General features: G+C 72.6%; 20 protein-coding genes and 4 tRNA genes. 9 read left to right on the top strand and 15 right to left on the bottom strand.

The features are described 5' to 3' along the window. Positions 1-199 precede the first annotated feature (199 nt). Positions 200-1,429 carry an NRAMP family divalent metal transporter gene (locus tag E1200_RS15910; protein ID WP_131952789.1) on the bottom strand — a complete coding sequence of 410 codons (1,230 nt, stop codon included), beginning with the start codon at positions 1,427-1,429 and terminating at the stop codon, positions 200-202. Between the two features lie 102 nt (positions 1,430-1,531). Between E1200_RS15910 and E1200_RS15905 the strand changes: the two genes are divergently transcribed. Genes E1200_RS15905 through E1200_RS15895 form a run of 3 tightly spaced genes read left to right on the top strand, consistent with a single transcriptional unit; the run spans position 1,532 to position 3,899 of the window. Further along, positions 1,532-2,080 (top strand): YciI family protein, encoded by a 549-nt coding sequence (locus E1200_RS15905; protein ID WP_131952787.1) that lies wholly within the window; start codon positions 1,532-1,534, stop codon positions 2,078-2,080. A 59-nt stretch (positions 2,081-2,139) separates the two neighbouring features. Further along, a complete protein-coding gene (gene pnuC, locus E1200_RS15900; RefSeq protein WP_131952785.1) occupies positions 2,140-2,793 on the top strand; it encodes a nicotinamide riboside transporter PnuC in 654 nt (217 codons plus the stop codon). Beyond that, positions 2,790-3,899 carry an AAA family ATPase gene (locus E1200_RS15895; protein WP_131952783.1) on the top strand — a complete coding sequence of 370 codons (1,110 nt, stop codon included), beginning with the start codon at positions 2,790-2,792 and terminating at the stop codon, positions 3,897-3,899. Before pnuC ends, E1200_RS15895 begins: the two co-directional genes overlap by 4 nt. A 4-nt stretch (positions 3,900-3,903) precedes the next feature. On the opposite strand, the gene E1200_RS15890 is transcribed toward E1200_RS15895, so the two are convergent. The 8 genes from E1200_RS15890 to manA all read right to left on the bottom strand — a co-directional run bounded on the left by E1200_RS15890 (position 3,904) and on the right by manA (position 8,957). Further along, positions 3,904-5,727, bottom strand: coding sequence for a glycoside hydrolase family 3 protein (locus tag E1200_RS15890; protein WP_207933375.1), 1,824 nt, complete (start codon positions 5,725-5,727; stop codon positions 3,904-3,906). A gap of 87 nt (positions 5,728-5,814) precedes the next feature. Then, positions 5,815-5,886, bottom strand: a tRNA-His gene (locus E1200_RS15885). A gap of 2 nt (positions 5,887-5,888) precedes the next feature. Then, positions 5,889-5,961, bottom strand: a tRNA-Arg gene (locus E1200_RS15880). A 12-nt stretch (positions 5,962-5,973) separates the two neighbouring features. Then, positions 5,974-6,046: transfer RNA gene (locus E1200_RS33710), tRNA-Met, on the bottom strand. Position 6,047: 1 nt separating this feature from the next. Next, positions 6,048-6,132 (bottom strand) — tRNA-Ser (locus tag E1200_RS15875). Positions 6,133-6,340: 208 nt separating this feature from the next. After that, positions 6,341-6,592 (bottom strand): sigma factor-like helix-turn-helix DNA-binding protein, encoded by a 252-nt coding sequence (locus tag E1200_RS15870; RefSeq protein ID WP_131952781.1) that lies wholly within the window; start codon positions 6,590-6,592, stop codon positions 6,341-6,343. Between the two features lie 338 nt (positions 6,593-6,930). After that, positions 6,931-7,842 carry an ROK family protein gene (locus tag E1200_RS15860; RefSeq protein WP_131952779.1) on the bottom strand — a complete coding sequence of 304 codons (912 nt, stop codon included), beginning with the start codon at positions 7,840-7,842 and terminating at the stop codon, positions 6,931-6,933. Continuing rightward, a complete protein-coding gene (gene manA / locus E1200_RS15855; RefSeq protein ID WP_131952777.1) occupies positions 7,839-8,957 on the bottom strand; it encodes a mannose-6-phosphate isomerase, class I in 1,119 nt (372 codons plus the stop codon). Before manA ends, E1200_RS15860 begins: the two co-directional genes overlap by 4 nt. Before the next feature lie 397 nt (positions 8,958-9,354). Between manA and E1200_RS15850 the strand changes: the two genes are divergently transcribed. From E1200_RS15850 to E1200_RS15840, 3 genes are all read left to right on the top strand, one after another. Beyond that, positions 9,355-11,016: an AMP-binding protein gene (locus E1200_RS15850; protein WP_243708595.1), complete on the top strand. Its 1,662-nt coding sequence runs from the start codon at positions 9,355-9,357 to the stop codon at positions 11,014-11,016. 38 nt (positions 11,017-11,054) lie between these two features. Next, positions 11,055-11,966, top strand: coding sequence for an aminoglycoside phosphotransferase family protein (locus E1200_RS15845; protein ID WP_243708594.1), 912 nt, complete (start codon positions 11,055-11,057; stop codon positions 11,964-11,966). A 66-nt stretch (positions 11,967-12,032) separates the two neighbouring features. Continuing rightward, positions 12,033-12,317 (top strand): zf-TFIIB domain-containing protein, encoded by a 285-nt coding sequence (locus E1200_RS15840; protein ID WP_131952773.1) that lies wholly within the window; start codon positions 12,033-12,035, stop codon positions 12,315-12,317. Between the two features lie 175 nt (positions 12,318-12,492). Here the strand turns inward: E1200_RS15840 and E1200_RS15835 are convergent, their stop codons facing one another. Both E1200_RS15835 and E1200_RS15830 read right to left on the bottom strand, forming a co-directional pair. Further along, on the bottom strand, positions 12,493-13,419 hold the full coding sequence (locus E1200_RS15835) for an LLM class F420-dependent oxidoreductase (RefSeq protein ID WP_131952771.1): 927 nt from the start codon (positions 13,417-13,419) through the stop codon (positions 12,493-12,495). 51 nt (positions 13,420-13,470) lie between these two features. Then, positions 13,471-13,989 carry a DUF11 domain-containing protein gene (locus E1200_RS15830; protein WP_131952769.1) on the bottom strand — a complete coding sequence of 173 codons (519 nt, stop codon included), beginning with the start codon at positions 13,987-13,989 and terminating at the stop codon, positions 13,471-13,473. Positions 13,990-14,202: 213 nt separating this feature from the next. On the opposite strand from E1200_RS15830, the gene E1200_RS15825 reads away from it, so the two are divergent. Next, positions 14,203-15,228, top strand: coding sequence for a glycoside hydrolase domain-containing protein (locus tag E1200_RS15825; protein WP_131952767.1), 1,026 nt, complete (start codon positions 14,203-14,205; stop codon positions 15,226-15,228). A gap of 99 nt (positions 15,229-15,327) precedes the next feature. Here the strand turns inward: E1200_RS15825 and E1200_RS15820 are convergent, their stop codons facing one another. Both E1200_RS15820 and E1200_RS15815 read right to left on the bottom strand, forming a co-directional pair. After that, positions 15,328-16,668: a class I SAM-dependent RNA methyltransferase gene (locus E1200_RS15820; protein ID WP_207933374.1), complete on the bottom strand. Its 1,341-nt coding sequence runs from the start codon at positions 16,666-16,668 to the stop codon at positions 15,328-15,330. Next, positions 16,661-18,694: an APC family permease gene (locus tag E1200_RS15815; protein ID WP_131952765.1), complete on the bottom strand. Its 2,034-nt coding sequence runs from the start codon at positions 18,692-18,694 to the stop codon at positions 16,661-16,663. The genes E1200_RS15820 and E1200_RS15815 overlap by 8 nt, the downstream gene beginning before the upstream one ends. Positions 18,695-18,876: 182 nt before the next feature. Between E1200_RS15815 and E1200_RS15810 the strand changes: the two genes are divergently transcribed. Further along, entirely contained in the window at positions 18,877-19,542 is a 666-nt protein-coding gene (locus E1200_RS15810; protein ID WP_131952763.1) for a TrkA family potassium uptake protein, read from the top strand. Further along, positions 19,542-20,195, top strand: coding sequence for a TrkA family potassium uptake protein (locus E1200_RS15805; RefSeq protein WP_131952761.1), 654 nt, complete (start codon positions 19,542-19,544; stop codon positions 20,193-20,195). The genes E1200_RS15810 and E1200_RS15805 overlap by 1 nt, the downstream gene beginning before the upstream one ends. Positions 20,196-20,210: 15 nt before the next feature. On the opposite strand, the gene E1200_RS15800 is transcribed toward E1200_RS15805, so the two are convergent. Next, positions 20,211-20,825, bottom strand: a complete 615-nt coding sequence (locus E1200_RS15800) for a DUF3159 domain-containing protein (protein ID WP_243708596.1) — start codon at positions 20,823-20,825, stop codon at positions 20,211-20,213. A 186-nt stretch (positions 20,826-21,011) separates the two neighbouring features. Then, positions 21,012-21,419 (bottom strand): OB-fold nucleic acid binding domain-containing protein, encoded by a 408-nt coding sequence (locus E1200_RS15795; RefSeq protein WP_131952759.1) that lies wholly within the window; start codon positions 21,417-21,419, stop codon positions 21,012-21,014. Positions 21,420-21,490: the final 71 nt, after the last annotated feature.

Below are 21,490 nucleotides of genomic sequence, written 5' to 3'. Positions count from 1 at the left end.
GATCTGGGCGGGGTCCATCGGCGCGGTCACGGAATCGCCCTCCGGAGAAAGTCCGGGTCTGCGGCGCCCGACACCCCCACGCCAGGCGCCGCACGACCCGGAAGGTCCGCATCCAAGCCGAAGCCGGGGGACCTGTAGGGGTAACGCCCCGGCCCCGCCCGATGGTTCCCGCTTCCCGGAAGGAACCCGGAAAACCTTCTCATCGCCATAGGTCGTCCAGGCCGGACAGGGAGTTGTAGCCCAGGTAGAGCGCGAGCAGCCAGGCCGCGGCGCCGACGGCGAGCAGCCAGACCGGGTACCGGTAGCCGCCGAGGAGGTCGCGGCGGCGGGCCGCCGCCCACAGCAGGACGGCGAGGCCGAACGGCAGGATCAGCCCGTTCAGCGCGCCGGCGAGGACGAGCAGCTTGGCCGGGGCCGTCCCGAGGGCCAGGTACACCGCGGCGGACACCAGGATGAACGCCACGACCAGGCGGTTGCGGTGCCGCTCGACGAAGGACGAGAACGACACCAGGAACGACACCGAGGTGTAGGACGCGCCGATCACCGACGTCACCGCGGCCGACCACATGATCAGGCCGAAGAGGCGCAGCCCGGCCTCGCCCGCCGCGTGCTCGAACGCGGAGGCGGGGGCGTTCTCCTTGGCGAGGGTCACGCCGCCCGCGACGACGCCGAGGACGGCGAGGAACAGCAGCACCCGCATCAGCCCGGTGATGAGGATGCCGCTGACGGCGCTGCGGTTGATCTGCCGCACGTTCCCGGGGCCGGTCAGCCCGGAGTCGACCATGCGGTGGGCGCCGGCGTAGGTGATGTAGCCGCCGACCGTCCCGCCGATCAGGGTGGTGATGACCAGGAAGTCGACGGTCTCGGGGGCGACGCTCTGCTTCAGCGCCTCGCCGAGGGGCGGGTCGGACACGAACGCCACGTACAGCGTCAGCAGGATCATGGCGCCGCCGAGCAGGACGACGATGCGGTCCATCGCGACCCCGGCGCGCCGGCTCAGGAAGACCGCGATGGCGACGAGCGCGGAGATGCCGCCGCCGATCTTGACGTCCAGGCCGAGCAGCGCGTTCAGGCCGAGGGCCGTCCCGGCGATGTTGCCGATGTTGAAGACCAGCCCGCCGAAGATGTCCAGCGCGGCGAGGCCGTAGCCCGCGCCCGGCAGGACGCGGTTGGCGAGTTCCTGGGCGCGCATGCCGGACACCCCGACGACGCGCCACACGTTGAGCTGGATCGCGATGTCCACCAGCAGCGAGACGAGGATCGCGAACGCGAACGCGGCGCCGAGCTGGGCGGTGAACACGGTGGTCTGGGTGATGAAGCCGGGGCCGATGGCGCTCGTGGCCATCAGGAACATGGCGCCGAGGAGCGCGCCGCGGGGTGCGGGAGTGCCCGGTGCCGGGTGCTCGTCCACGGGGGTCCGGTCCGTCATGGGGATGCCCTTGCCCGCATCCGGCGGCTTTACGTCCCGCGGGAGCGGAACGGCGCGACCGCCGCCCGGTTCGCGGACCGCCTGGCGGTGGAGAATGTCCGGATGGACTTCTTCTGCTACCACCGCGACCGCCCCGGCTCGGCGGATCTGCGCCGCGCGATGCTGGAGGAGCACTGGTCCTACATGGACAGGTACGCGGAGCGGATGACCGCCCGCGGCCCGACCTTCGGGCCCGGCGGCGACACGCTCACCGGCAGCGTGCACATCGTCGACCTGCCGGACCCGGCGGCCGCCCGCGCGTTCGCCTTCGACGAGCCCTGCTACCAGGCCGGGGCGTACCGGGACGTGCTGCTGCGCCGCTGGCGCAACGCGCTCGGCCGCACGATGTGGGACTTCCCCGGCGGCCCGGCGGACGGCGACCGGTTCCTGGTGCTCGGCCTCGGCGCGGGCGGGCCCGCCGACCTGGACGTCCCGGCCGGCCGGGACGAGCTGATCGCGTACGGGCCGCTCCTGTCCGACGACGGCGCGGCCTGGCTCGGCACGGCGGCGCTGCTCCGGGCGCCCGGCCCCGATGCGGCACGCGCCGTCCTGACCGCCGGCGCCTACGCCGCCATCGAGGTCCACGCCTGGACGTTCGGCGGCCGCCGCTGACGGCGCACACGGGGCCCCACCCCTTGTCGTCTCTTTGACGAGATGTGATCATTGCGGTTATGTCGGTCGACGTTCCGCTGGGCCCCCTGCTCGACCCCGCCTTCCACCTCGGCACGGTGCCCACCACCTGGGCGGAGCTGCTCGGCTTCGGGACCGGCGCGGTCAACGTGTGGCTCGTCGTCCGGCAGAACATCCTGAACTGGCCGATCGGCATCGCCAACGTGATCCTGCTCGGCCTCGTGTTCCTGGACGGCGGCCTCTACGCCGACTCCGGGCTGCAGGTCTTCTACATCGGCCTCCAGCTCTACGGATGGTGGATGTGGCTCTACGGCGGGGACGGCCGCGACAACCTCCCGGTGCGGCGCACACGCCGGGAGGAGTGGGCGGCCCTCCTCGCGGCGGGTGCGGCCGCCACCGCGTTCCTGACGTGGGCGCTAACGGTCTGGACGGACTCCACGGTGGCCTTCTGGGACGCCCTCACCACCTCCATCTCACTCATGGCCGTCTACGGCCAGTCGCGCAAGCTGCTGGAGACGTGGTGGCTGTGGATCACCGCGGACCTGATCTACATCCCGCTGTACTTCCACAAGGACCTGAAGCTGACCGGCGTCCTGTACGTCGTCTTCCTGACGCTGTGCGTGTTCGGCCTGCGCGCCTGGCGCCGCGATCACCGGGCCCGGACGGCCGGCGAGTCCGCTGCGGCGGCGGCATGACGTACATGCACGGGCTGGTGATCGGCAAGTTCTACCCGCCGCACACCGGCCACCGCCACCTCATCGACGCCGCCGCGGCGGCGTGCGCGCGGGTCAGCGTGGTCGTGGCCGCGTCCAGCGTCGAGAGCATCCCGCTCCCGCTGCGGGCGGCGTGGCTCCGCGAGGCGCACCCGCAGCCGCACGTGGAGGTCTTCCCCGTGGTGGACGACGCGGAGATCGACTACGGGTCGGACGAGCTCTGGTCGGCGCACGTCGCCGCGTTCCGGGCGGGCCTGGCGATGCGGTCGGGGCTCGGCGTGCCCGTCCCGCCGGTGGACGCGGTGTTCAGCTCCGAGGCGTACGGACCCGAGCTGGCGGCGCGGTTCGCCGCCGTCCACGTGCCGGTGGACCCGCCGCGGGAGCGCTTCCCGGTCAGCGGAACCGCCGTCCGCGACGACCCCGCAGCGCACTGGGAGTTCCTGGCACCGGCCGTCCGGGCGTACCTGGCGCGCCGGGTCGTGGTGACCGGCGCCGAATCGACCGGCACGACGACGCTGGCCCGCGCGCTGGCGGCGCACTACGCCGGGCGCGGCGGCGTGTGGGCGGCGACGCGCTGGGTGCCCGAGTACGGGCGCACCCATACCGAGGAGAAGCTCGCCGCGGCCCGCCGCGAGACCGGCGACCCGTCCCTGTGGCTGGACGGCCTGCGGTGGGAGCCGGCCGACTTCACCCGGATCGCCGAGCACCACGCCGCGCTGGAGGACGCCGCCGCGCGGTCGGGCTCACCGCTGCTGGTCTGCGACACTGACGCGCTGGCGACCGCCGTCTGGCACGAGCGCTACCTCGGCGCCCCGGCGCCGGACGTGGAGGCGGTGCACGGGCGCGTCCCGCACCACCTGTGGATCATCACGTCGCCGGAGGGCGTCCCGTTCGAGCAGGACGGCTGGCGCGACGGGGAGTCGATCAGGTCGTGGATGTCGGGACGCTTCCAGGAGGAACTCGAAGACCGGGGCCTGCCGCACATCACCGTGGCGGGCCCCCACGAAGAGCGCCTCGCCGCGGCCGTCGCGGCGACCGACGACCTGCTCGCCAAGGGCTGGTCCTTCAACGCCCCGCTGACGCCCTAGCCGGTCAGCCGTAGGTGAGGCCGTAGCCGAACGGGAAGAGGGGCGTCTTGCCGTCGCCCCGGTTGATGGGCTGCTGGGCGCTGTCGCGCATCCATGTCACGGGCAGGCGGCCGGTGGGCTCGGCCTCACCGAACAGGACGTCGGCGACACCGGCGCCCTCGGTGCCCGGAAGCCACGCGGCGAGCAGCGCGTCCCACCCGGGCAGCTCGTCGGCGATGTCCAGCGGGCGGCCCGACACCAGCACCACGACCACCGGGACGCCGGCCTCGCGCAGCCGCTCGATCGTCTTCAGGTCGCCCGCGTCGAGCCCCATGTCGCCGGTCAGGTCGCCGTGGTGCTCCGCGTACGGCTTCTCTCCGACGACCGCGATGGCCGCGTCGTAGGAATCGTCGACGCCGCCGCCGTCCGCGTCGTAGTCGACCGCCGCCGCCGCGCCGCGGATGCCCTCCAGGATCGTCGTGCCCGGCGTGATCGGGCCCGGCTCGCCCTGCCAGGTGATCGTCCAGCCGCCGGACTGGACGCCGATGTCGTGCGCGGCGCCGCCCGCCACGAAGATCTTGTCCTCGGCGTCCAGCGGCAGCACGCCGTCGTTCTTCAGCAGCACCTGCGACCGGGCGACCGCCCTCCTGGCCAGCTCGCGGTGCTCGGCGCCGCCGACCGTCTCCAGGTACGCCCGGTCGGCCATGGGACGCTCGAACAGGCCCAGCTCGACCTTCTTGGCCAGGATGCGCCGGTTCGCGTCGTCGATGCGGGACATGGGGACGTCGCCGTCCCGCACGGCCTCGCGCAGGTAGTCGATGAACCGGCGCCACTCGATCGGCACCATCACCATGTCGATGCCCGCGTTGACGGCCGCGGCGACCTCGTCCCTGGTGAATCCGGGCCGGCCGTCGATCTCGTCGATGCCGTTGTAGTCCGACACGACGAACCCGGTGAAGCCCAGCTCACCCTTCAGCACGTCCGTGATCAGGTACCGGTTCTGGTGCATCTTCAGCCCGTTCCACGAGCTGTAGGAGACCATGACCGAGCCGACCCCGCGCTCCACGGCCGCGCGGAACGGCGGCAGATGCACCTCGCGCAGCTCCGCCTCGGAGATCTTCGCGTCGCCGCGGTCGTCGCCGTCCGCGGTGCCGCCGTCTCCGACGAAGTGCTTCGCCGTCGCCAGGACGGATGTTGCGCCGCCCAGGTCGTCCCCCTGCAGCCCGTCGATGATCGTCGTCATCTTCGCCGGCAGCTCCGGCACCTCGCCGAACGACTCGTACGTACGGCCCCACCTGTCGTCGCGGGCCACGCACACGCAGGGCGCGAAGTTCCAGTCCATGCCCGTCCCGGCCATCTCGCGGGCCGTCGCGGCGCCGATCTCGCGGACCAGCGCCGGGGAGCGGGTCGCGCCGAGCCCGATGTTGTGCGGGAAGATCGTCGCGCCGACCACGGTGTTGTGGCCGTGCACCGCGTCCACCCCGTACAGCAGCGGGACGCGCAGCGGCCCGGCGAGCGCCGCCCGCTGGAACGTGTCGTACATGTCCGCCCACCGCTCCGGCGTGTTCGGGGTGGGCGCCGACCCGCCGCCCGACAGCACCGAGCCGATCCGGTACCGGGTGACCTCCTCCGGGGTGATGTACCGGCGCTCGGGCTGCGTCATCTGGCCGAGCTTGTCGTCCAGGCTCATCCGGCCGAGCAGGTCCTCGACCCGCTCCGCGACCGGCAGCCGCGGGTCGAGGTGGCCGGCGGGGCCGGGTTCCGCCTGGACGGGGACGCCCTGCGCGGCGCCCACGAGCGCCGCCAGCACACCGATCGCGAGCAGGCCGGACCGCATCACCTTGGGCATGCCTGAGACCTTTCCAGCGTTGATCAATACAACGCAAGGCCCACCCAGCCCCTCGGCAATTTCTGCCGGCGCCCGTTTTCCGAAAAGGGCCTTCGACCGGGATCGAACCGGTACCTCCAGGACCACAACCTGGCGTGCAGGCCACCACACTACGAAGGCCGTGTCTCCGGCAAGATTCGAACTTGCGTCCTCCGGGTCCGCAACCCGGCGCGCTCTCCACTGCGCCACGGAGACCTGTTCCGATCGTGCCGAGTGCAGGAATCGAACCTGCCTGTCACGGTTTATGAGACCGTCGGACGCACCAGCGTCCCTACTCGGCGCGGAGGGTGCGAGATTCGAACTCGCGCAGGGATGACCCTGACCACGGCTTAGCAAGCCGCTGCCTTTCCACTCGGCCAACCCTCCGGGAAAAGAAAAAGACCGCCCACGGTCTCCGGGGCGGTCGGCGTCAGAACGTGCGGCTCACGTTCGTCGGCGGCTCCCGAGACCGGAAAGGCTGCGACCGTGCATTCGATGCCCGCGCATCTCACCCTCCTTGTCGGTCTCGGCTCCTGCGACATCCATGGTGCCGGGACGATTTCACCCCGGCAACCCATTTAACGGGCGCCGGCCGTCACATCATCGGGTGCGGGGCGCTGAGAGCCGTGTTGAGGGCGCGGAGGGCGTGGTAGACGCGGACCTTGACCACGTCCACGGGCACCCCCAGCGTCGCGGCGGCCTCGTTGACCGAGCGGTCGCGGAAGACCGTCTCGGTGAGGATCTCGCGGTGCGCGGACGGCAGGGTCTGGAAGGCCCGGGCGACCACCGCGGGACGCGCCCGCTCCCCCGGCAGCCCGGGGGCCAACGAACCGGTGTGCTTGCCCATTCGCAATCCTTTACGTCCAGCGAGCGGCCCTCCGCCCCGCGGGGGCGGCGAGCTCGATTGCCACGCCACGAACCTCGCACCTCGCCCGCCCCCCGGCACACCCGCTTATGCCCGCGTTAAGGAAGCCCTGAGCGAGACTTATCCGGCCCCCGCACGGGCCGGGCTCGGCCCGGTGCGTCGTTGGCGCAGCGGAAGCCGAGGTTTCCCGAGGTCGACTCCGGTGTGTTCGACGAACGTGCCGCCACCGGTAGCGGTGGCAGTACGAGTGATGGCACAGGTAGGACCCGCCGCGCATGACGCGCTGCTCACCCCTCGGACGGGTAGCCGGCCGCGGGCGGTCAGGAGTGTTCGCGGAGGGGTTCGCCGGCGGTGCGGAGGGCGAGGGCGGCGGCGCCGTGGAGGCCGGCGTCGCGGTGCAGGGTGGTCGCCGAGACCTCCAGGTCGCGCAGGTAGGGCATGCCCGCGCGTGCGGCGATCGTGGTGCGGATGGGGTTGAGGAGGATGTCGCCGGCGGCGGCGAGGCCGCCGCCGATGACGATGTCGCGGACGTCGAGGACGGCGGCGGTGTTGAGGATCGCGGTGGCGAGCGCGGCGCCGGTGCGGGCGAACGCGGCGAGGGGGATGTGCGCGCCGTCGCGGGCGGCGGCGGTGAGGGCGCGCGCGTCCGGGCGGCCGGCCGCGAGCGTCCAGCCCTGGGCGAGGGCCCAGCGGACCATGCCGGGGCCCGAGGCGATCGTCTCCAGGCAGCCGCGGGCGCCGCAGACGCAGGGTTCGCCGTCGCGTTCGACGATGACGTGGCCGATGTGGCCGGCGTTGCCGGTGCGGCCCGTCCAGGGGCGGCCGTCGATGACGAGGCCGCCGCCGACGCCGGTCGACACGACGATGCCGAGGAGGGACGAGCAGGTGCGGCCGCCGCGCCACCATTCGCCGAGGGCCATGCACTGGGCGTCGCCCGCGAGGGCGACCGGGACGCCGGGCACGAACCGCTGGACGGTCGCGACCAGCGGGAAGTCGCGCCAGCGCGGGATGTTGATCGGGCTGACCGTACCGGCGGCCGCGTCGATGGGGCCCGCCGAGCCGATGCCGACAGCGGCCAGGCCGGGGCCGGCGAAGTCGGCGACGAGGCCGCGGAGGGTGGCGGTGGGCGACTGGCCGACCGGGTGCTCGGCGCGGTCAAGGAACGTTCCATCGGCGGCGACACGGGCGATCGCGAACTTGGTGCCGCCGATGTCGAGGGCGAGGACCGTCATGGGATCGCGGGGATCACGCGGTAGAGGACGCCCCTTCCGGTCAGACGGACTGCGGGGGCGCCGGCGGGAATGAAGGCGGCTTCGCCTCGGGTGAGGGTCAAGGTGCGGTCTGTCGTGAGATGGGCTTCGCCTTCCAGGCACAGCAGCGTCTGCGGAACGCCGGGGGCCAGGTCGTCCGGGTCGGCGGTCAGGTCATGTCGGATAAGGGAGAATTCATCCGTATTGGGACAGTACCGGAATCCGGCCGCGGGTTCGACCCTGGCGGGCACGGACGGGACGAAACTCACCACGCGCACCAGTTCCGGAACGTCGATGTGCTTTCCGGTGAGCCCGCAGCGCAGCACGTTGTCGGAATTGGCCATGACCTCGATCGCGAGGCCGCGCAGATAGGAGTGCGGGACGCCCGCGTCCAGGAAGAGCGCCTGGCCGGGCGCCAGTTCGACATGGTTCAGCAGCAGGGCCGCGAGGACACCGGGATCGCCCGGGTGCGCACGGGCTATGTCCGCGTATACCGAGGTCAGGGCCGGTTCGACCGCGGCCTGAATGGGGCGCGATCCCGCGTCCAGCATTTGCGTGAGGACGGTGCGCAGCGCGTCCGCGGCAGGCTCGGTGCGGAGCGTTTCGATCCACGGACGCAGTTCCGGCACGCCGAGGCTTTCCAGCAGGTCGGCGGTCCCGGCGGGGTCGCGGAAGCCGCACAGCCCGTGGAAATCGGTGAGCGCGCAGACCATCTCCGGCTTGTGGTAAGGGTCCTTGTAGGCGCGGGTGAAATGGTCGAGGGGGACGCCGCGCTCCTCCTCGGCGGCGAATCCCGCCTCGGCCTGCGCCATCGTCGGATGCACCTGGAGGGAAAGGGGCTTCTCGACGGCCAGCACCTTGAGCAGGTAGGGCAGCGCCGGCCCGAAGCGCTTCACCGAGCGCTCGCCCAGCATCCCGATCGGGTCGCCGTCGATGAGCACGTTCAGCGGCGTCCCATCGACCGAGGACGGCGCGGCGGGATGCGCGCCCGCCCACAGCTCGGCCTGCGGGCCGCCGGTCGGCTCGGTGCCGAGCAGGTCGGGCAGCGCGGTGCGCGACCCCCAGTCGTACGGGCGGACCGGGGTCGTCAGCGGCATCGGCGCGATCATGGGGCGGGCGTCCGCGGCACGGCCGCGCGGCCCCGCGGCCGGTGTGTTCCCGTGTGCAGCGATCTGGCCGGTCCCTTCTTGATCGGTGTGCCCAGGGTAGAGGGCGCGGTGCGCGCGCACTCAACCGCTTCGCCCCGGATGGTCCCGGGCCCGCCCTAGTCTGCATCGGCCCCGCACCGCGTGGCGGACGGGCCTTCGCGCGGCGGGGCCGATGCAGTATGTTCGGGGCCCCGGGTCCGGCCCCGGCCCCACGGTCCGCCGCGGGTCAGGGCGACCATGAAGATCGTGAAGCGGCGGCGCGGACGCCCGATTGATGGTTGAATCGTCTTCTATGTGGCACTCGTCACAACGATCTGCTCCGTGGCGGCGGTCGTATCCGCCCGGTGTGCCCGGCGATCTCAACATCCCGGACATCCCCGTCACGCAGTTGCTCGACGACGCCGCGGAGCGGTATCCGCGCCGGCCCGCCCTGATCTTCTTCGGCCGGGAGATCTCCTACCGGGAGCTGCGCGAGGCCGTGGACCGGTTCGCCGACGGCCTCCACCGGCTCGGCGTCCAGCCCGGCGACCGGGTCGCGCTGATCCTCCCCAACTGCCCGCAGCAGGTCATCGCGTTCTTCGGCGTCCTCCGCCGCGGCGCCATCGTGGTGCAGCACAACCCGCTGTACACCGAGGAGGAGATGCTGCATCAGCTCGCGGACTGCGGCGCCAGGGTGGCGGTGGTGCTGGATCGTTCCTACGCGACGGTGAAGGCCGTGCGGGCCAGCCTGCCGCTGGAGCGGATCGTGGTCACGTCGCTGATCGACTACATGCCGGCGTCCCGGAAGGCCGCGCTGCGGCTGCCGCTGGTGCAGATGCAGCGGCGGCGCGCGGCCATCACCGCGGACGTCCCCCCGGATCCGCACGTCGTCCCGTTCCGGGAGCTGCAGCGCGCCCCGCAGCGGCGGGTGGCGCAGCTGCCGATGGAGCCGTCCCGGCAGCTCGCGGCCATCCAGTACACCGGCGGGACGGAGGGCCGTCCCAAAGGCGCGATGCTGACGCACCGCAACCTCATCGCCAACGCGTGCCAGCAGCACGCCTGGGACGTCGGCGGGCGGCCCGGCGCGGACGTGACGCTGGCCGTGCTGCCGCTGTTCCACTCGTTCGGGCTGATGAGCTGCCTCGTCGCGCCGATGATGACGGCCGGGGCGGTGGTGCTGCTCCCCCGCTACGACGGCGACATGGTCCTCACCGCGATCCGCAAGTACCGGCCGACGATCTTCCCCGGCGTCCCGACCCTGTACGAGAAGGTGCTGGACAGCCCGCGCTTCCAGCCGTCCGACCTGAGCTCCCTGCGCGTCTACATCTCCGGGGCGATGGGCCTCGGCCAGGGCACCATCGACCGGCTCGGCCGGCTCGGCGCCCGCGGGCTGATCAACTGCTACGGGCTCACCGAGGCGTCCCCGGCCGTCGCCGGCAACCCGCTGGACGGCCGGGCCCGGAATCTCACCGTCGGCCTGCCGCTGCCCATGACCGACGTCGTCATCGTCGACCCGGACGAGCCGACGAAGGTGCTGCCGCCCGGCGAGCCCGGCGAGCTCGTCGTGCGGGGGCCGCAGGTGTTCGTCGGCTACTGGAACGCGCCCCTCGCGACCGCGCAGGCCCTCTCCAAGGGCTGGCTGCGCACGGGTGACATCGCCGTGATGGACGAGCAGGGTTTCCTCACCATCCTGGAGCGCCTGCGCGACATGATCAAGGTCAGCGGGTTCACGGTCGCGCCGAGCGAGGTGGAGAAGGTCCTGCGCCGCCACCCCGCCGTCCACGACTGCGCCGTCGTCAGCGTCCCGGACCCCCGGCGCGGGGAGCGCGTCATCGCCTACGTGGTGGAACACCCCGCCTACCCGTTCTCGGCGGACGAGCTGCGGCGGCACTGCAAGCGCTACCTCTCGCACTACAAGGTGCCGGACGAGTTCCGCCCGCGCACGAGCCTGCCCCGCAGCCTCGTCGGCAAGGTCGTCCGGCAGCGGCTCCGCGACGAGGTCCGCGACTCCTCCGCGCAGGCGACATAGCCCGGCCCCGGCCCGCCCGCCGGGTGTTTACTGGGCGGGTGCAGATCCAGACCGTCCAGCCGGAGCTGTTCGCCCGGCTCGTCGAGATCGGGCGCGGCTCGGCCGGCGCCGTGCCGCCCGCGCAGGCGGAGGGGGTGACGCTGTACGACCGGCACGGCGTGCTGGTGGTCCGCGTCGGGGACGTGGTGGTGAAGGCGCACCAGGCCGACCGCGACAACGGGCCGGCCCTCCAGGAGCGGATACGGCTGGCCGGCACCCTGCCGCACCTGGTGATCGCGCCGCTGGGGCCGCCGCTGAGCGTGGCCGGCCGGACGGTCACGGTCTCCCCGTTCGGTGAGCCGGTGGACCCGCAGGGAGACCTCCCCTGGAAAGAGGGTGCACGCCTCCTGGCGGAGCTCCACTCGGCGCCGGTTCCGCCCGGCGCGCCCTCCTGGGGACGTCCAACCCGCGTCGCACGCCTGGTCGCACGCCTGGACGGCGGGTCCGCCGAAGCCGAGATCCGCCGGGCGTTCGCGACGCTCCCCTCCTGGATACGCGGGGAGTCCGCGGAGCCGTCCCGGACGGCCGAGCGGCTCCTCCACGGGGACTGGCACCTCGGCCAGATGGTCCGCGCGGCCGACGGGCGGTGGCGGCTCATCGACATCGAGGACCTCGGCGGCGGCGACCCCGCATGGGACCTGGCCCGGCCCGCGGCGCTCTACTCGGCGGGCGTCCTGCCCCCGGAGGACTGGGGCCGTTTCCTCGGCGCGTACCAGGCGGCGGGCGGCCCCGCCGTGCCCGCGGGCGACGATCCGTGGACGCACCTCGACATACCGGCGCGAAGTCTCGCGATCCAAATCGCCGCCACGTGCGTCATATCCGCCAGAAGGGAAGATCGGCCGCTCGAATCGGCGGAGCAGGCCATGATCGACGCCTGCACGAGAATCTCCGCGGCGGGGGACGCGGCATGACGTGGCGGTAAAACTGCCTTACATTTAGCCTCACCTGGGGATCCATACCGGAAGGATGACGAAGCGATGCACTGCCCTAAGTGTCGTGGCGTGATGCGGACCTACACCCGCAGCGGCGTCCACATCGAGCAATGTGACAGCTGCCGGGGCATCTTCCTCGACTACGGCGAGCTGGAGGCCCTGAGCAACATGGAGTCGCAGTACCGGGCGGCCCCGACGGCGCCGCCGCCCGCCGCGGCACCGGGCTGGGGCGCCGCTCCCGCCCCGGCGGTGCACCACCATCACCACGGGGGCCACCGCGGCGGCTACCGCCGCCAGCCGGGCGTGTTCCACATGCTCTTCTCGACCTGACCCGCTTTCCAGAACCGGCCGGATGAACGGCCTCCCCCGGCCCGCCCCCTCGGGACTCCCCAGGTGGCGGGCCGCGCGGCCGGCTCCTTCCGAGGCCCGAATCCGTGGCGTTCCAGAGCGCCTTCGCCTGACGGCGGCCCGCGGCGGGCGTCGCCGCCGCGGGGCCGCGCCCGCGTCAGACCTTCGCGAGGACCTCGGAGGCCAGCAGCTCCAGATGGTCGAGGTCGTGCATGTCGAGGACCTGCAGGTAGATGCGTTCGGCGCCCAGCTCGCCGAACCGGCCGATCTTGTCGACCAGCTCGCCGGGGGTGCCCGCGAGGCCGTTCTCGCGCAGCTCCGGCACCTCCCGCCCGATGGCGTCGGCGCGGCGCCGCAGCTCGGCCTCGTCCCGGCCGCAGCACACGACCTGCGCGGCGGAGCAGATCGGCGGCCGGGCCCGGCCCGCGTCGGCGCACGCCGCGCGGACCCGGTCGAACGCCTCACCGGTCTCCCCGACCTGCTTGAACGGGACGTTGTACTCGTCGGCGTAGCGGGCGGCCAGCCGCGGCGTCCGCTTCGCCCCGAACCCGCCGATGATGATCGGCGGGCCGCCCGCCTGGGCGGGCTTGGGCAGCGCCGGCGACTCCAGGAGCGTGTAGTGCTCGCCGCTGAACGCGAACGTCTCCCCCGGCGGCGTCCGCCACAGCCCGTTGAGGATCTGGACCTGCTCCTCCAGCCGCTCGAACCGCTCCCCCAGGCTCGGGAACGGGATGCCGTAGGCGGTGTGCTCCTGCTCGAACCAGCCCGTCCCGATGCCGAGGTCGACCCGCCCGCCGCTCATCTGGTCGACCTGCGCGACCGATATCGCGAGCGGGCCGGGGTGGCGGAACGTCGCGGCCGTCACCAGCGTGCCGAGCCTGATGCGGCTGGTCTCCCGGGCGATCGCGCCCAGGGTGATCCAGGAGTCGGTCGGGCCCGGCTCGCCCGTGACGTCGCCCATCTTGACGAAGTGGTCCGAGCGGAAGAACGCGTCGAAACCGAGCTCCTCGGTCGCCTTGGCGACCGCGAGCTGGGTCTCGTAACTGGCCCCCTGCTGGGGCTCGGTGAAGATCCGGAGTTTCATGGTTCCATCTTGCTACCCGCGCGGAGCGGGCCTAGCCGCCGCTCGGCCCCGTCACGGCCGCGACCCCGGCGGGACGGCGCGGGCCGTCGCCGGTGCGGGCTCGGCCGTGAGAAGCCCGGCGGCCTTGGCCACCCGCACGGTGGGGAACTTCCGGGTGGCGCGCGCCTTGCCCCACGTCAGCGTCCCGCGCGCCGAGATACGCTGCCCGGCGGCGGCGCGCCTGGACACCTTGGCCCTGATCACGCCCGTGACCTTCTGGCCCTTCTTGACCGTGCCGAGGCGGCAGACGACCTTCCGCCCCTTCGAGCGGCAGTCCTTCTCCCCCGACACGAACTCCAGCGATCTCGGCAGGGTCGTCCGGAAGACGGCCTTGCCCGACTTCGCCGGGCCCTCGGCCCGCATCTTGAACGTCCATGCGTAGGTGCTCCCCGGCAGGATGTCCCCCTTGGGGGAGGCCGTGCGGAGCACGACGCCGCCGTCGGCGTGCGCCCCGGTGGCCATGGGCACGGCGCCCAGCAGCGGCGCGGCCGCCAGCAGGACGAGACCGCGCTCCTTCCATGTCACGATCACGATGAGACCTTCCTGGCCTTGGGTTTCTTCCCGGACCCGTCCGTTGTAGCGAGCACCCGGCGGTTCTCATAACGCCGGGTCGGCGTGTCGTCACAGATGGTCACGCGCGGGCCGGTGCGCGTTTTGCAACCCATCCACGGGAATCTCCTGCGATCTTCGGGGCACACGTTGTTGAATCGGCAATGACCCCCTACCCGATCTTGGAGTTCCCCGATGGCCGTCTTCGGCGTCGACTACTCGTGGGGCCGGCCCGGCGTCGCCGCGCTGAAACGCGCGGGGGCGAAGTTCGCGTGCCGCTACCTGTCGCACGACACGACCGGGAAGAACCTCACCCGCGCGGAGGCCGAGGAGCTGTCGGACGCCGGCATCTGGGTCGTGGTCGTCTGGCAGACCACCAAGAACCGGCCGCTCGCCGGACGGGCCGCCGGGGAGGCCGACGCCCGCGACGCCGCCCGCCAGGCCACGGCCTGCGGCATGCCGGACGGCAGGCCCATCTACTTCGCCGCAGACTGGGACGCCTCGCCGGGCGAGCAGGACGCGATCAACGCCTACCTCGACGGCGCGGCGAGCGTCCTCGGCCGCGGCAGGGTCGGCCTGTACGCCGGCCACGGGCCGATGAAGCGCGCGTTCGACGCCGGGAAGACGACCTACGGCTGGCAGACCTACGCCTGGTCCGGCGGCCGGTGGGACTCCCGCGCCCAGCTGCAGCAGTACCTCAACGAGCAGACCATCAACGGCGCGGCCGTCGACTACAACCGCGCCGTCGCGGACGACTACGGGCAGTGGCGCGTGGGCGTCTCGCCCGAGGGAGACGACATGCCCGACTACGTGTCCGTCGGCACGACCACCGAGCAGCGCCTCGCCCCCGGCGTCTGGACGGACGTGAACTGGGAGACCGAGTACTCCGACCAGCACCACCAGCACTGGAACCAGGGCGGGCCCAGCGTCCTGACGGGATCCGCCCGCTACAGCCTCACCGTGGCGGCGACGATCACCGGCGTCCCGGCGGGCACCCTCGTCCAGGCCCGCGTGGTGGAGGTCGACATCGACGACACCGCCAGGTTCGAGGCCGGCCCCATCCAGGACCTCGTCTCCGTCGGTGACACCACCAACGTCGTGTACGGGCTGGCCGCCGACACCGTCCGGGAGAACCACCGGGTGCGGTTCCAGCTCGTCCAGCACGGCACCGCCGACGCGGTCCTCACCGGCGGCAGTGCCAAGGTCTTCTTCTGGCGGTGAGCGGCCGGCCGACGTGACCGGCACCCTCCGCTCCGGGTGCCGGTCAGCCGCGGGCTGTGCCTCCTCTAGGGGACGACCCCCAGACCCCCAGCCCCCCGGTCAGCCGCGGATGAGGGTGGCCAGGCACTCCACGTGCTGCGTCATCGGATAGGCGTCGAAGGCGCGCAGGGTCTCCAGCGTCCAGCCGCGCTCGCCGAAGTAGGCCAGGTCGCGGGCGAGGGTGGCGGGATCGCAGGACACGTAGGCGATCTTGCGTCCGGCGAGCCGGGTGATGTGCTCGACGACCTCGCGGCCGGCGCCCGCGCGGGGCGGGTCGAGGACGACGACGTCGGCGCGGCGGACGCGCTCGCCGCCCTGGTGGTGGGCGGTGCCGCGCTTGTTCTGCGCGCGGGACCCGCCGGACGCGCGGCCGAACTCCAGCTCGGCGACGACCTCCTCGACGGGGCCGCGCTCGATGGAGACGTTCGGCAGGTCGCGCAGGTTGTAGCGGGCGTCCCGGACGGCCTGCCCGTCGGACTCGACGCCGACGACGAGCCCGTCCGCCCCGATCCGGTCGCCGAGCACCCCGGCGAACAGGCCGGCGCCGCAGTACAGGTCGAGGGCGATGTCGCCGGGCTTGGGCTCCAGCGCCTCGACCACGGCGTCGGCGAGGAGCTGCGCAGCGCCGGGGTGCACCTGCCAGAAGCCGCTGCCGCTGACCTGGTAGAGCCGGCCGGAGACCTCCTCGCGCACGTAAGGCAGGCCGCTGCCCGGCTCTGGCTTGCCCCGGACGAGCCGGACCGGCACGTCCAGCCGCGGCACCCGGATCTTGCGGCGGTCGCGGCCGCGCAGGACGACCAGGCGGTCGCCGGTGGAGGCGGAGACGATGCCCTCCACGCCGGACGCGCCCGGCCAGCGCTTGCGCTCGATGCCCATCAGCTCCACGCCGGGGTGGGCGATCAGGCACTCGTCGATCGGCTCGATGTCGTGGGAGCGGTGCTTGCGCAGGCCGACGACGCCGGACGAGACGGCGAACTGCACGCGGGTGCGCCAGCCGAGGCCGGGCGGCGGCACGACCTCCGAGTCCACCGGGTAGGGGACCTCCTCGACGGTCACCGTGCGGGTGATCCCGGCGAGGCGGCTCAGTTGCTCCTCGACCACGGCCGCCTTGAGCGCACGCTGCGCGGGCAGCGCGGCGTGCTGCCAGTCGCAGCCGCCGCAGCGGCCGGGCCCGGCGAACGGGCACGGCGGCTCGACCCGGTCCGGCGACGCCTCGATGATCTCCACGGCGTCGGCGCGGAGGAAGTTCTTGGTGCGGTCGGTGATCCGCGCCCGCACCCGCTCGCCGGGCAGGGCGTGCCGGACGAAGACCACCCGGCCCTCGTGCCGGGCCACGCAGAAACCGCCGTTGGCGACGTTGCCGACCTCCAGTTCCAGGACGTCGGGCTCCAGTTCAGTCACGGTCCGAAACACTACCGGCACCGGGGCGTCCCCCGGCCCGCGGCGGACGCCGGGACGACCCCGGCCCGGGCGGCTCGGTGCGTCCCTTGAGCCGGTGGGAGGACTCCAGCTGCCACGCGACGCTGGTCACCATGACGCCCGGCTGGAACAGCAGCCGGCCCTTGAGCCGCAGGGCGCTCTGGTTGTGCAGGAGCTGCTCCCACCAGTGGCCGACGACGTACTCGGGGATGAACACGGTGACGACGTCGCGGGGGCTCTTGCGCCGGACGCTCTTGACGTAGGCGAGCACCGGCCGGGTGATCTCCCGGTAGGGCGAGTCGAGGATCTTCAGCGGGACGGGCAGGTCGAGCGCCTCCCACTCGTCCTGGAGGCGCTGGGACTCGGCGGCGTCCACCGCCACCGTGACGGCCTCCAGCGTCGAGGGCCGGGTGGCGCGGGCGTAGGCGAGCGCCCGCAGCGTCGGCTTGTGGATCTTGGAGACGAGCACGATGCCGTGGTTGCGCGCGGGCAGAGCGACGTCCTCGCCGGACGGCACCAGCTCCTCGGCGATCCGGTCGTAGTGCTTGCGGATCCCCTTCATCAGCAGGAACAGGACCGGCATCGCGATGCAGACGATGTAGGCGCCCAGCGCGAACTTGCTGATCAGCACGACGGTCAGCACGATGCCGGTGAGCGTGGCGCCGAACGCGTTGATGCCCCGGGAGGTCTTCATGCGGCGGCGCTGCGCCGCGTCCCGCTCGGTGGCGAGCAGCCGGTTCCAGTGCCGCACCATCCCGATCTGGCTGACGGTGAACGAGACGAACACGCCGACGGTGTACAGCGGGATCAGGGCGCTGACGGACGCGTCGTAGGCGTAGATCAGCAGGCCCGCCATCACCGCGAGGATGATGATGCCGTTGCTCAGCGCCAGCCGGTCGCCGCGGGTGTGCAGCTGGCGCGGGAGGTAGCGGTTCTGCGCGAGGACCGACCCGAGGACGGGGAAGCCGTTGAAGGCGGTGTTGGCCGCGAGGAAGAGGATCAGCGCGGTCATGACGGCGACCAGCGCGAACCCGAACTCGAAGTTGCTGAACACGGTGTGCGCGACCTGCGCGATGACCGGTTCGGCGTCGGTGACCTCGGCGCCCGTGGCCGGGTCGATCAGGTGGCTGCCGTGCTCGGGCGCGGAGAACTTGGCGTCGGTGACGTAGGCGAGCGTGGTGACGCCCCCGAACATGGTCATCGACACGATCCCGAGGAGCAGCAGCGTCGTGGCGGCGTTCTTCCCCTTCGGCTTGCGGAACGCCGGGACGCCGTTGCTGATCGACTCCACCCCGGTGAGCGCGGCGCAGCCGGACGAGAACGCCCGCAGCAGCAGGATGACCAGCGCGACGCCGGCGATGTCGGTCTCGTCCCCGCGCAGCTCGTAGGCCGCGGTGTCGGCCTTCAGCTCCGTCCCGGACAGCAGCCGCACCAGGCCCCACGCCAGCATCCCCAGGATCGCGGCCATGAACAGGTAGGTGGGGACGGCGAACGCGATCCCCGCCTCCTTGAGGCCCCGCAGGTTCGCGACGGTGAGCAGGACGATGACCCCGACCGCGGCGAGGACCTCGTGCGGCTGGATGAACGTCAGCAGCGCCCCGAGGTTCTCGATGCCGGACGACACCGACACCGCCACCGTCAGCGTGTAGTCGACGATCAGCGCGCTCGCGACGACGACGCCCCAGTTGTCGCCGAGGTTGGTGGTGGCGACCTCGAAGTCGCCGCCGCCGCTCGGGTAGGCGCGGACGTTCTGCCGGTACGAGGCGACCACCGTCAGCAGGACGACCACGACCGCTGCCGCGACCCACGGCGTGTACCTGTACATCACCAGGCCGCCGGCCGCGAGGGCGATGAGGATCTCCTGCGGGGCGTACGCCACCGACGACAGGGCGTCGCTGGCGAACACCGGAAGGGCGATGCGTTTGGGTAGGAGCTGTTCGTGCTGCTTGGAGCTGCTCAGCGCGCGGCCTACCAGCAACCGCTTCGTGAGGTCCGGGACCTTGGACACGGAAGGAGACTTTAGCCCCCGGTTCCGGCCGTGCCTCCGCGAGCACCGGGCCTCCGCGAGCACCGTCCTTGCGCGAGCACCGCCGGGGACCTGGTTGGGTAGTACTCCCCTGGGCGGATGTGTAGTTTTGCAGCCCGGCAGGGACGGGGGGAACGGCCCCCTGGACGGAAGAGGGAACGGCCGTGCATATCGTGATCATGGGGTGCGGGCGCGTCGGGTCGACGCTCGCCCACATCCTGGAGGACCAGGGCCATTCGGTGTCCATCATCGACCAGAACCCCGAGGCGTTCCGCCGGCTGCGCAGCGGGTTCCGGGGCCGCCGCATCACCGGGGTCGGGTTCGATCGCGACGTCATCGCCGAGGCGGGCATCGAGCGCGCCTCCGCGTTCGTGGCCGTCAGCAGCGGCGACAATTCCAACATCATCTCGGCCCGGGTGGCGCGCGAGACGTTCGGCATCGACAACGTCGTCGCCCGCATCTACGACCCGCGCCGCGCGGAGGTCTACCAGCGCCTCGGCATCCCGACGGTGGCGACCGTCCGGTGGACCGCCGACCAGATCCTGCGCCGGCTGCTGCCCGAGGGCGCCGAGCCGCTGTGGCGCGACCCGACCGGCGCGGTGGTCCTCGCCGAACTCGACTCCGGGCACCTGTGGGTGGGCGAGAAGGTCGGCGCGCTCGAGGAGCACGCCGGCACGCGGGTGGCGTTCCTGACGCGGATGGGCGAGGCGCTCGTCCCCGACCGGGACACGGTGATCCAGGACGGTGACATCGTGCACATCATGGCCGGCGCCGACGACCTGGAGCGGGTGAACACCGCCGTCGCGGCGGGGAACGGGGAGGACGCCTGATGCGGGTCGCGATCGCCGGGGCGGGCGCGGTGGGCCGCTCCATCGCCCAGGAGCTGCTGGAGAACGGGCACGAGGTCCTCCTGATCGACAAGAACCCCAAGGCCATCAAGGTCGAGATGGTGCCCCGCGCGGAATGGCTGCTGGCCGACGCGTGCGAGATCTCCGCGCTGGACGACGCGGCCCTGGAGCGCTGCCAGGTCGTGGTCGCCTCGTCCGGCGACGACAAGGTCAACCTCGTGGTGTCGCTGCTCGCCAAGACCGAGTACGGGGTGCCGCGCGTGGTGGCCCGGATCAACCACCCGAACAACGAGTGGCTGTTCAACGAGTCGTGGGGCGTGGACGTTGCCGTGTCCACCCCGCGGCTGCTGTCCGCGCTGGTGGAGGAGGCCGTCAGCGTCGGCGACCTGGTCCGGCTGATGACGTTCCGGCAGGGCGAGGCCAACCTCGTCGAGCTGACGCTGCCGGACGACGCGCCGCTCGGCGGGCAGCGGGTCGGCTCGGTGGCCTGGCCCCGCGACACCGCGCTGGTCGCGATCCTGCGGGAGGGCCGGGTGCTCGTCCCGACCCCCGACGACACGCTGGAGCCGGGCGACGAGCTGATGTTCGTCGCCAGCCAGGACGTCGAGGACGAACTGGCCGAGTTGTTCTCCTGAGCCGCCCCTCGGCGCTCAGGCGGGTTTCTCGCCGTGCAGGGGGGTCCGGCCGCGGGCCAGGAGCCAGACCATGGCCGCCAGGGCGGCCACCTGCAGGGGCCAGCCCATGGCGATCTTCGCGGCGCCCAGCAGGCCGCTCTGGTCGCCGTCGGCGACGTAGATGGGGTACTGGACGGCCACCCGGGCGACGCAGGGCAGCAGCAGGAGCCAGGTGAGCCGGGAGCACAGCTTCACGATGCCGGGGTCGCGGCGCCATCCGGTCGGGTCGCCGGTGACCGAGCCGATGAGGAAGCCGACGACCGGCCAGCGGACCGCGATGGAGAAGATCATCGCGGCGCCGTAGCCGGCGTTCAGGATGATGCCGGGCAGGAACGCGTCCTCGGCCCGGCCGGAGCGCAGCGCGAAGAACGCGGCGATCGCGATGCCGAAGAGGCTGTTCAGGACGAACTGGGGATTCGAGCGCTGCGCGAGGCGCACCGCGAGCAGCACCAGCGCGGCGGCGACCCCGGCGAAGACGGCGAGCCGGACCTCCTCCGCCGCGATGTAGGTCCCGGTGAAGGCGATGACGGGGACGGCGGCCTCGACCATGCCGCGGACACCGCCCAGCGCCTTGCTCAGCTGGGCGCGCACGGCCGCCTCGACGGTGTCGTGCGCGGTCTCGGGCGGCGTGCTCTCAGGGGCCGTGGTCTTGGACGGCGCGGCCTTGGACGGCGCGGCCTCGGGCGGTGCCGTCTCGGTGTTGGCCTCGGTGTCCACGCCCTGCCGCCCGCCGTCTTCCCGTTCGCTCACATCGCACTCCCGGCCGCTCGCCGTGTCCTACGGACCGCCGCGCAGCTCGTATCGCGGGTTGAAGATGACCTTGCGCCCGTCCTGCACGCTCACGAGCCCCTCGGCGCGCAGCATGCGGCCCGGGTCGATGCCCGCGATCCTGCGGCGGCCGAGCCAGACGAGGCTGATCACGTCGCTGCCGTCGTAGAGCTCGGCCTCCAGGGCGGGTGCGCCGCCCCGGGGACGGAGCGTCACCGTACGCAGCGTACCCGCCACCCGGTGCCGCCTGCGTTCGAGGCAGTCGGTGATCGGCGTCGCGCCCTCGCCGCCGGCGGTCTTCTGCAGCTCCGCGGCCTCGAGTTCGGCGTTGCTCGACGTCACCCGGCGCAGGAACCGCCGCAGGCCGCCGCCGTGCTCGCGCGGCTTCCGCCCGGCGCCCGGCGAAACCTCGTCCATGCCTGGAAGCGTATGGCATCACGGTACGAATCGGGCCCTTCGCCTCCCCCCTTCCACCGGCCGTCCGCGGG

The organism is Actinomadura sp. GC306, from assembly GCF_004348665.1.
Taxonomy (GTDB): Bacteria; Actinomycetota; Actinomycetes; order Streptosporangiales; family Streptosporangiaceae; genus Spirillospora.
The sequence above is the reverse complement of the archived record's forward strand: the minus strand, read 5'-3'. Positions and strand labels throughout refer to the sequence as shown.

What these genes read in the sequence shown, in the direction of transcription:
- E1200_RS15910 (WP_131952789.1), bottom strand. Translation starts at nt 1,429, where the DNA reads ATGACGGACCGGACCCCCGTGGACGAGCACCCGGCACCGGGCACTCCC.
- E1200_RS15905 (WP_131952787.1), top strand. Translation starts at nt 1,532, where the DNA reads ATGGACTTCTTCTGCTACCACCGCGACCGCCCCGGCTCGGCGGATCTG.
- pnuC (WP_131952785.1), top strand. Translation starts at nt 2,140, where the DNA reads ATGTCGGTCGACGTTCCGCTGGGCCCCCTGCTCGACCCCGCCTTCCAC.
- E1200_RS15895 (WP_131952783.1), top strand. Translation starts at nt 2,790, where the DNA reads ATGACGTACATGCACGGGCTGGTGATCGGCAAGTTCTACCCGCCGCAC.
- E1200_RS15890 (WP_207933375.1), bottom strand. Translation starts at nt 5,727, where the DNA reads ATGCCCAAGGTGATGCGGTCCGGCCTGCTCGCGATCGGTGTGCTGGCG.
- E1200_RS15870 (WP_131952781.1), bottom strand. Translation starts at nt 6,592, where the DNA reads ATGGGCAAGCACACCGGTTCGTTGGCCCCCGGGCTGCCGGGGGAGCGG.
- E1200_RS15860 (WP_131952779.1), bottom strand. Translation starts at nt 7,842, where the DNA reads ATGACGGTCCTCGCCCTCGACATCGGCGGCACCAAGTTCGCGATCGCC.
- manA (WP_131952777.1), bottom strand. Translation starts at nt 8,957, where the DNA reads ATGCCGCTGACGACCCCGGTCCGCCCGTACGACTGGGGGTCGCGCACC.
- E1200_RS15840 (WP_131952773.1), top strand. Translation starts at nt 12,033, where the DNA reads ATGCACTGCCCTAAGTGTCGTGGCGTGATGCGGACCTACACCCGCAGC.
- E1200_RS15835 (WP_131952771.1), bottom strand. Translation starts at nt 13,419, where the DNA reads ATGAAACTCCGGATCTTCACCGAGCCCCAGCAGGGGGCCAGTTACGAG.
- E1200_RS15825 (WP_131952767.1), top strand. Translation starts at nt 14,203, where the DNA reads ATGGCCGTCTTCGGCGTCGACTACTCGTGGGGCCGGCCCGGCGTCGCC.
- E1200_RS15805 (WP_131952761.1), top strand. Translation starts at nt 19,542, where the DNA reads ATGCGGGTCGCGATCGCCGGGGCGGGCGCGGTGGGCCGCTCCATCGCC.
- E1200_RS15795 (WP_131952759.1), bottom strand. Translation starts at nt 21,419, where the DNA reads ATGGACGAGGTTTCGCCGGGCGCCGGGCGGAAGCCGCGCGAGCACGGC.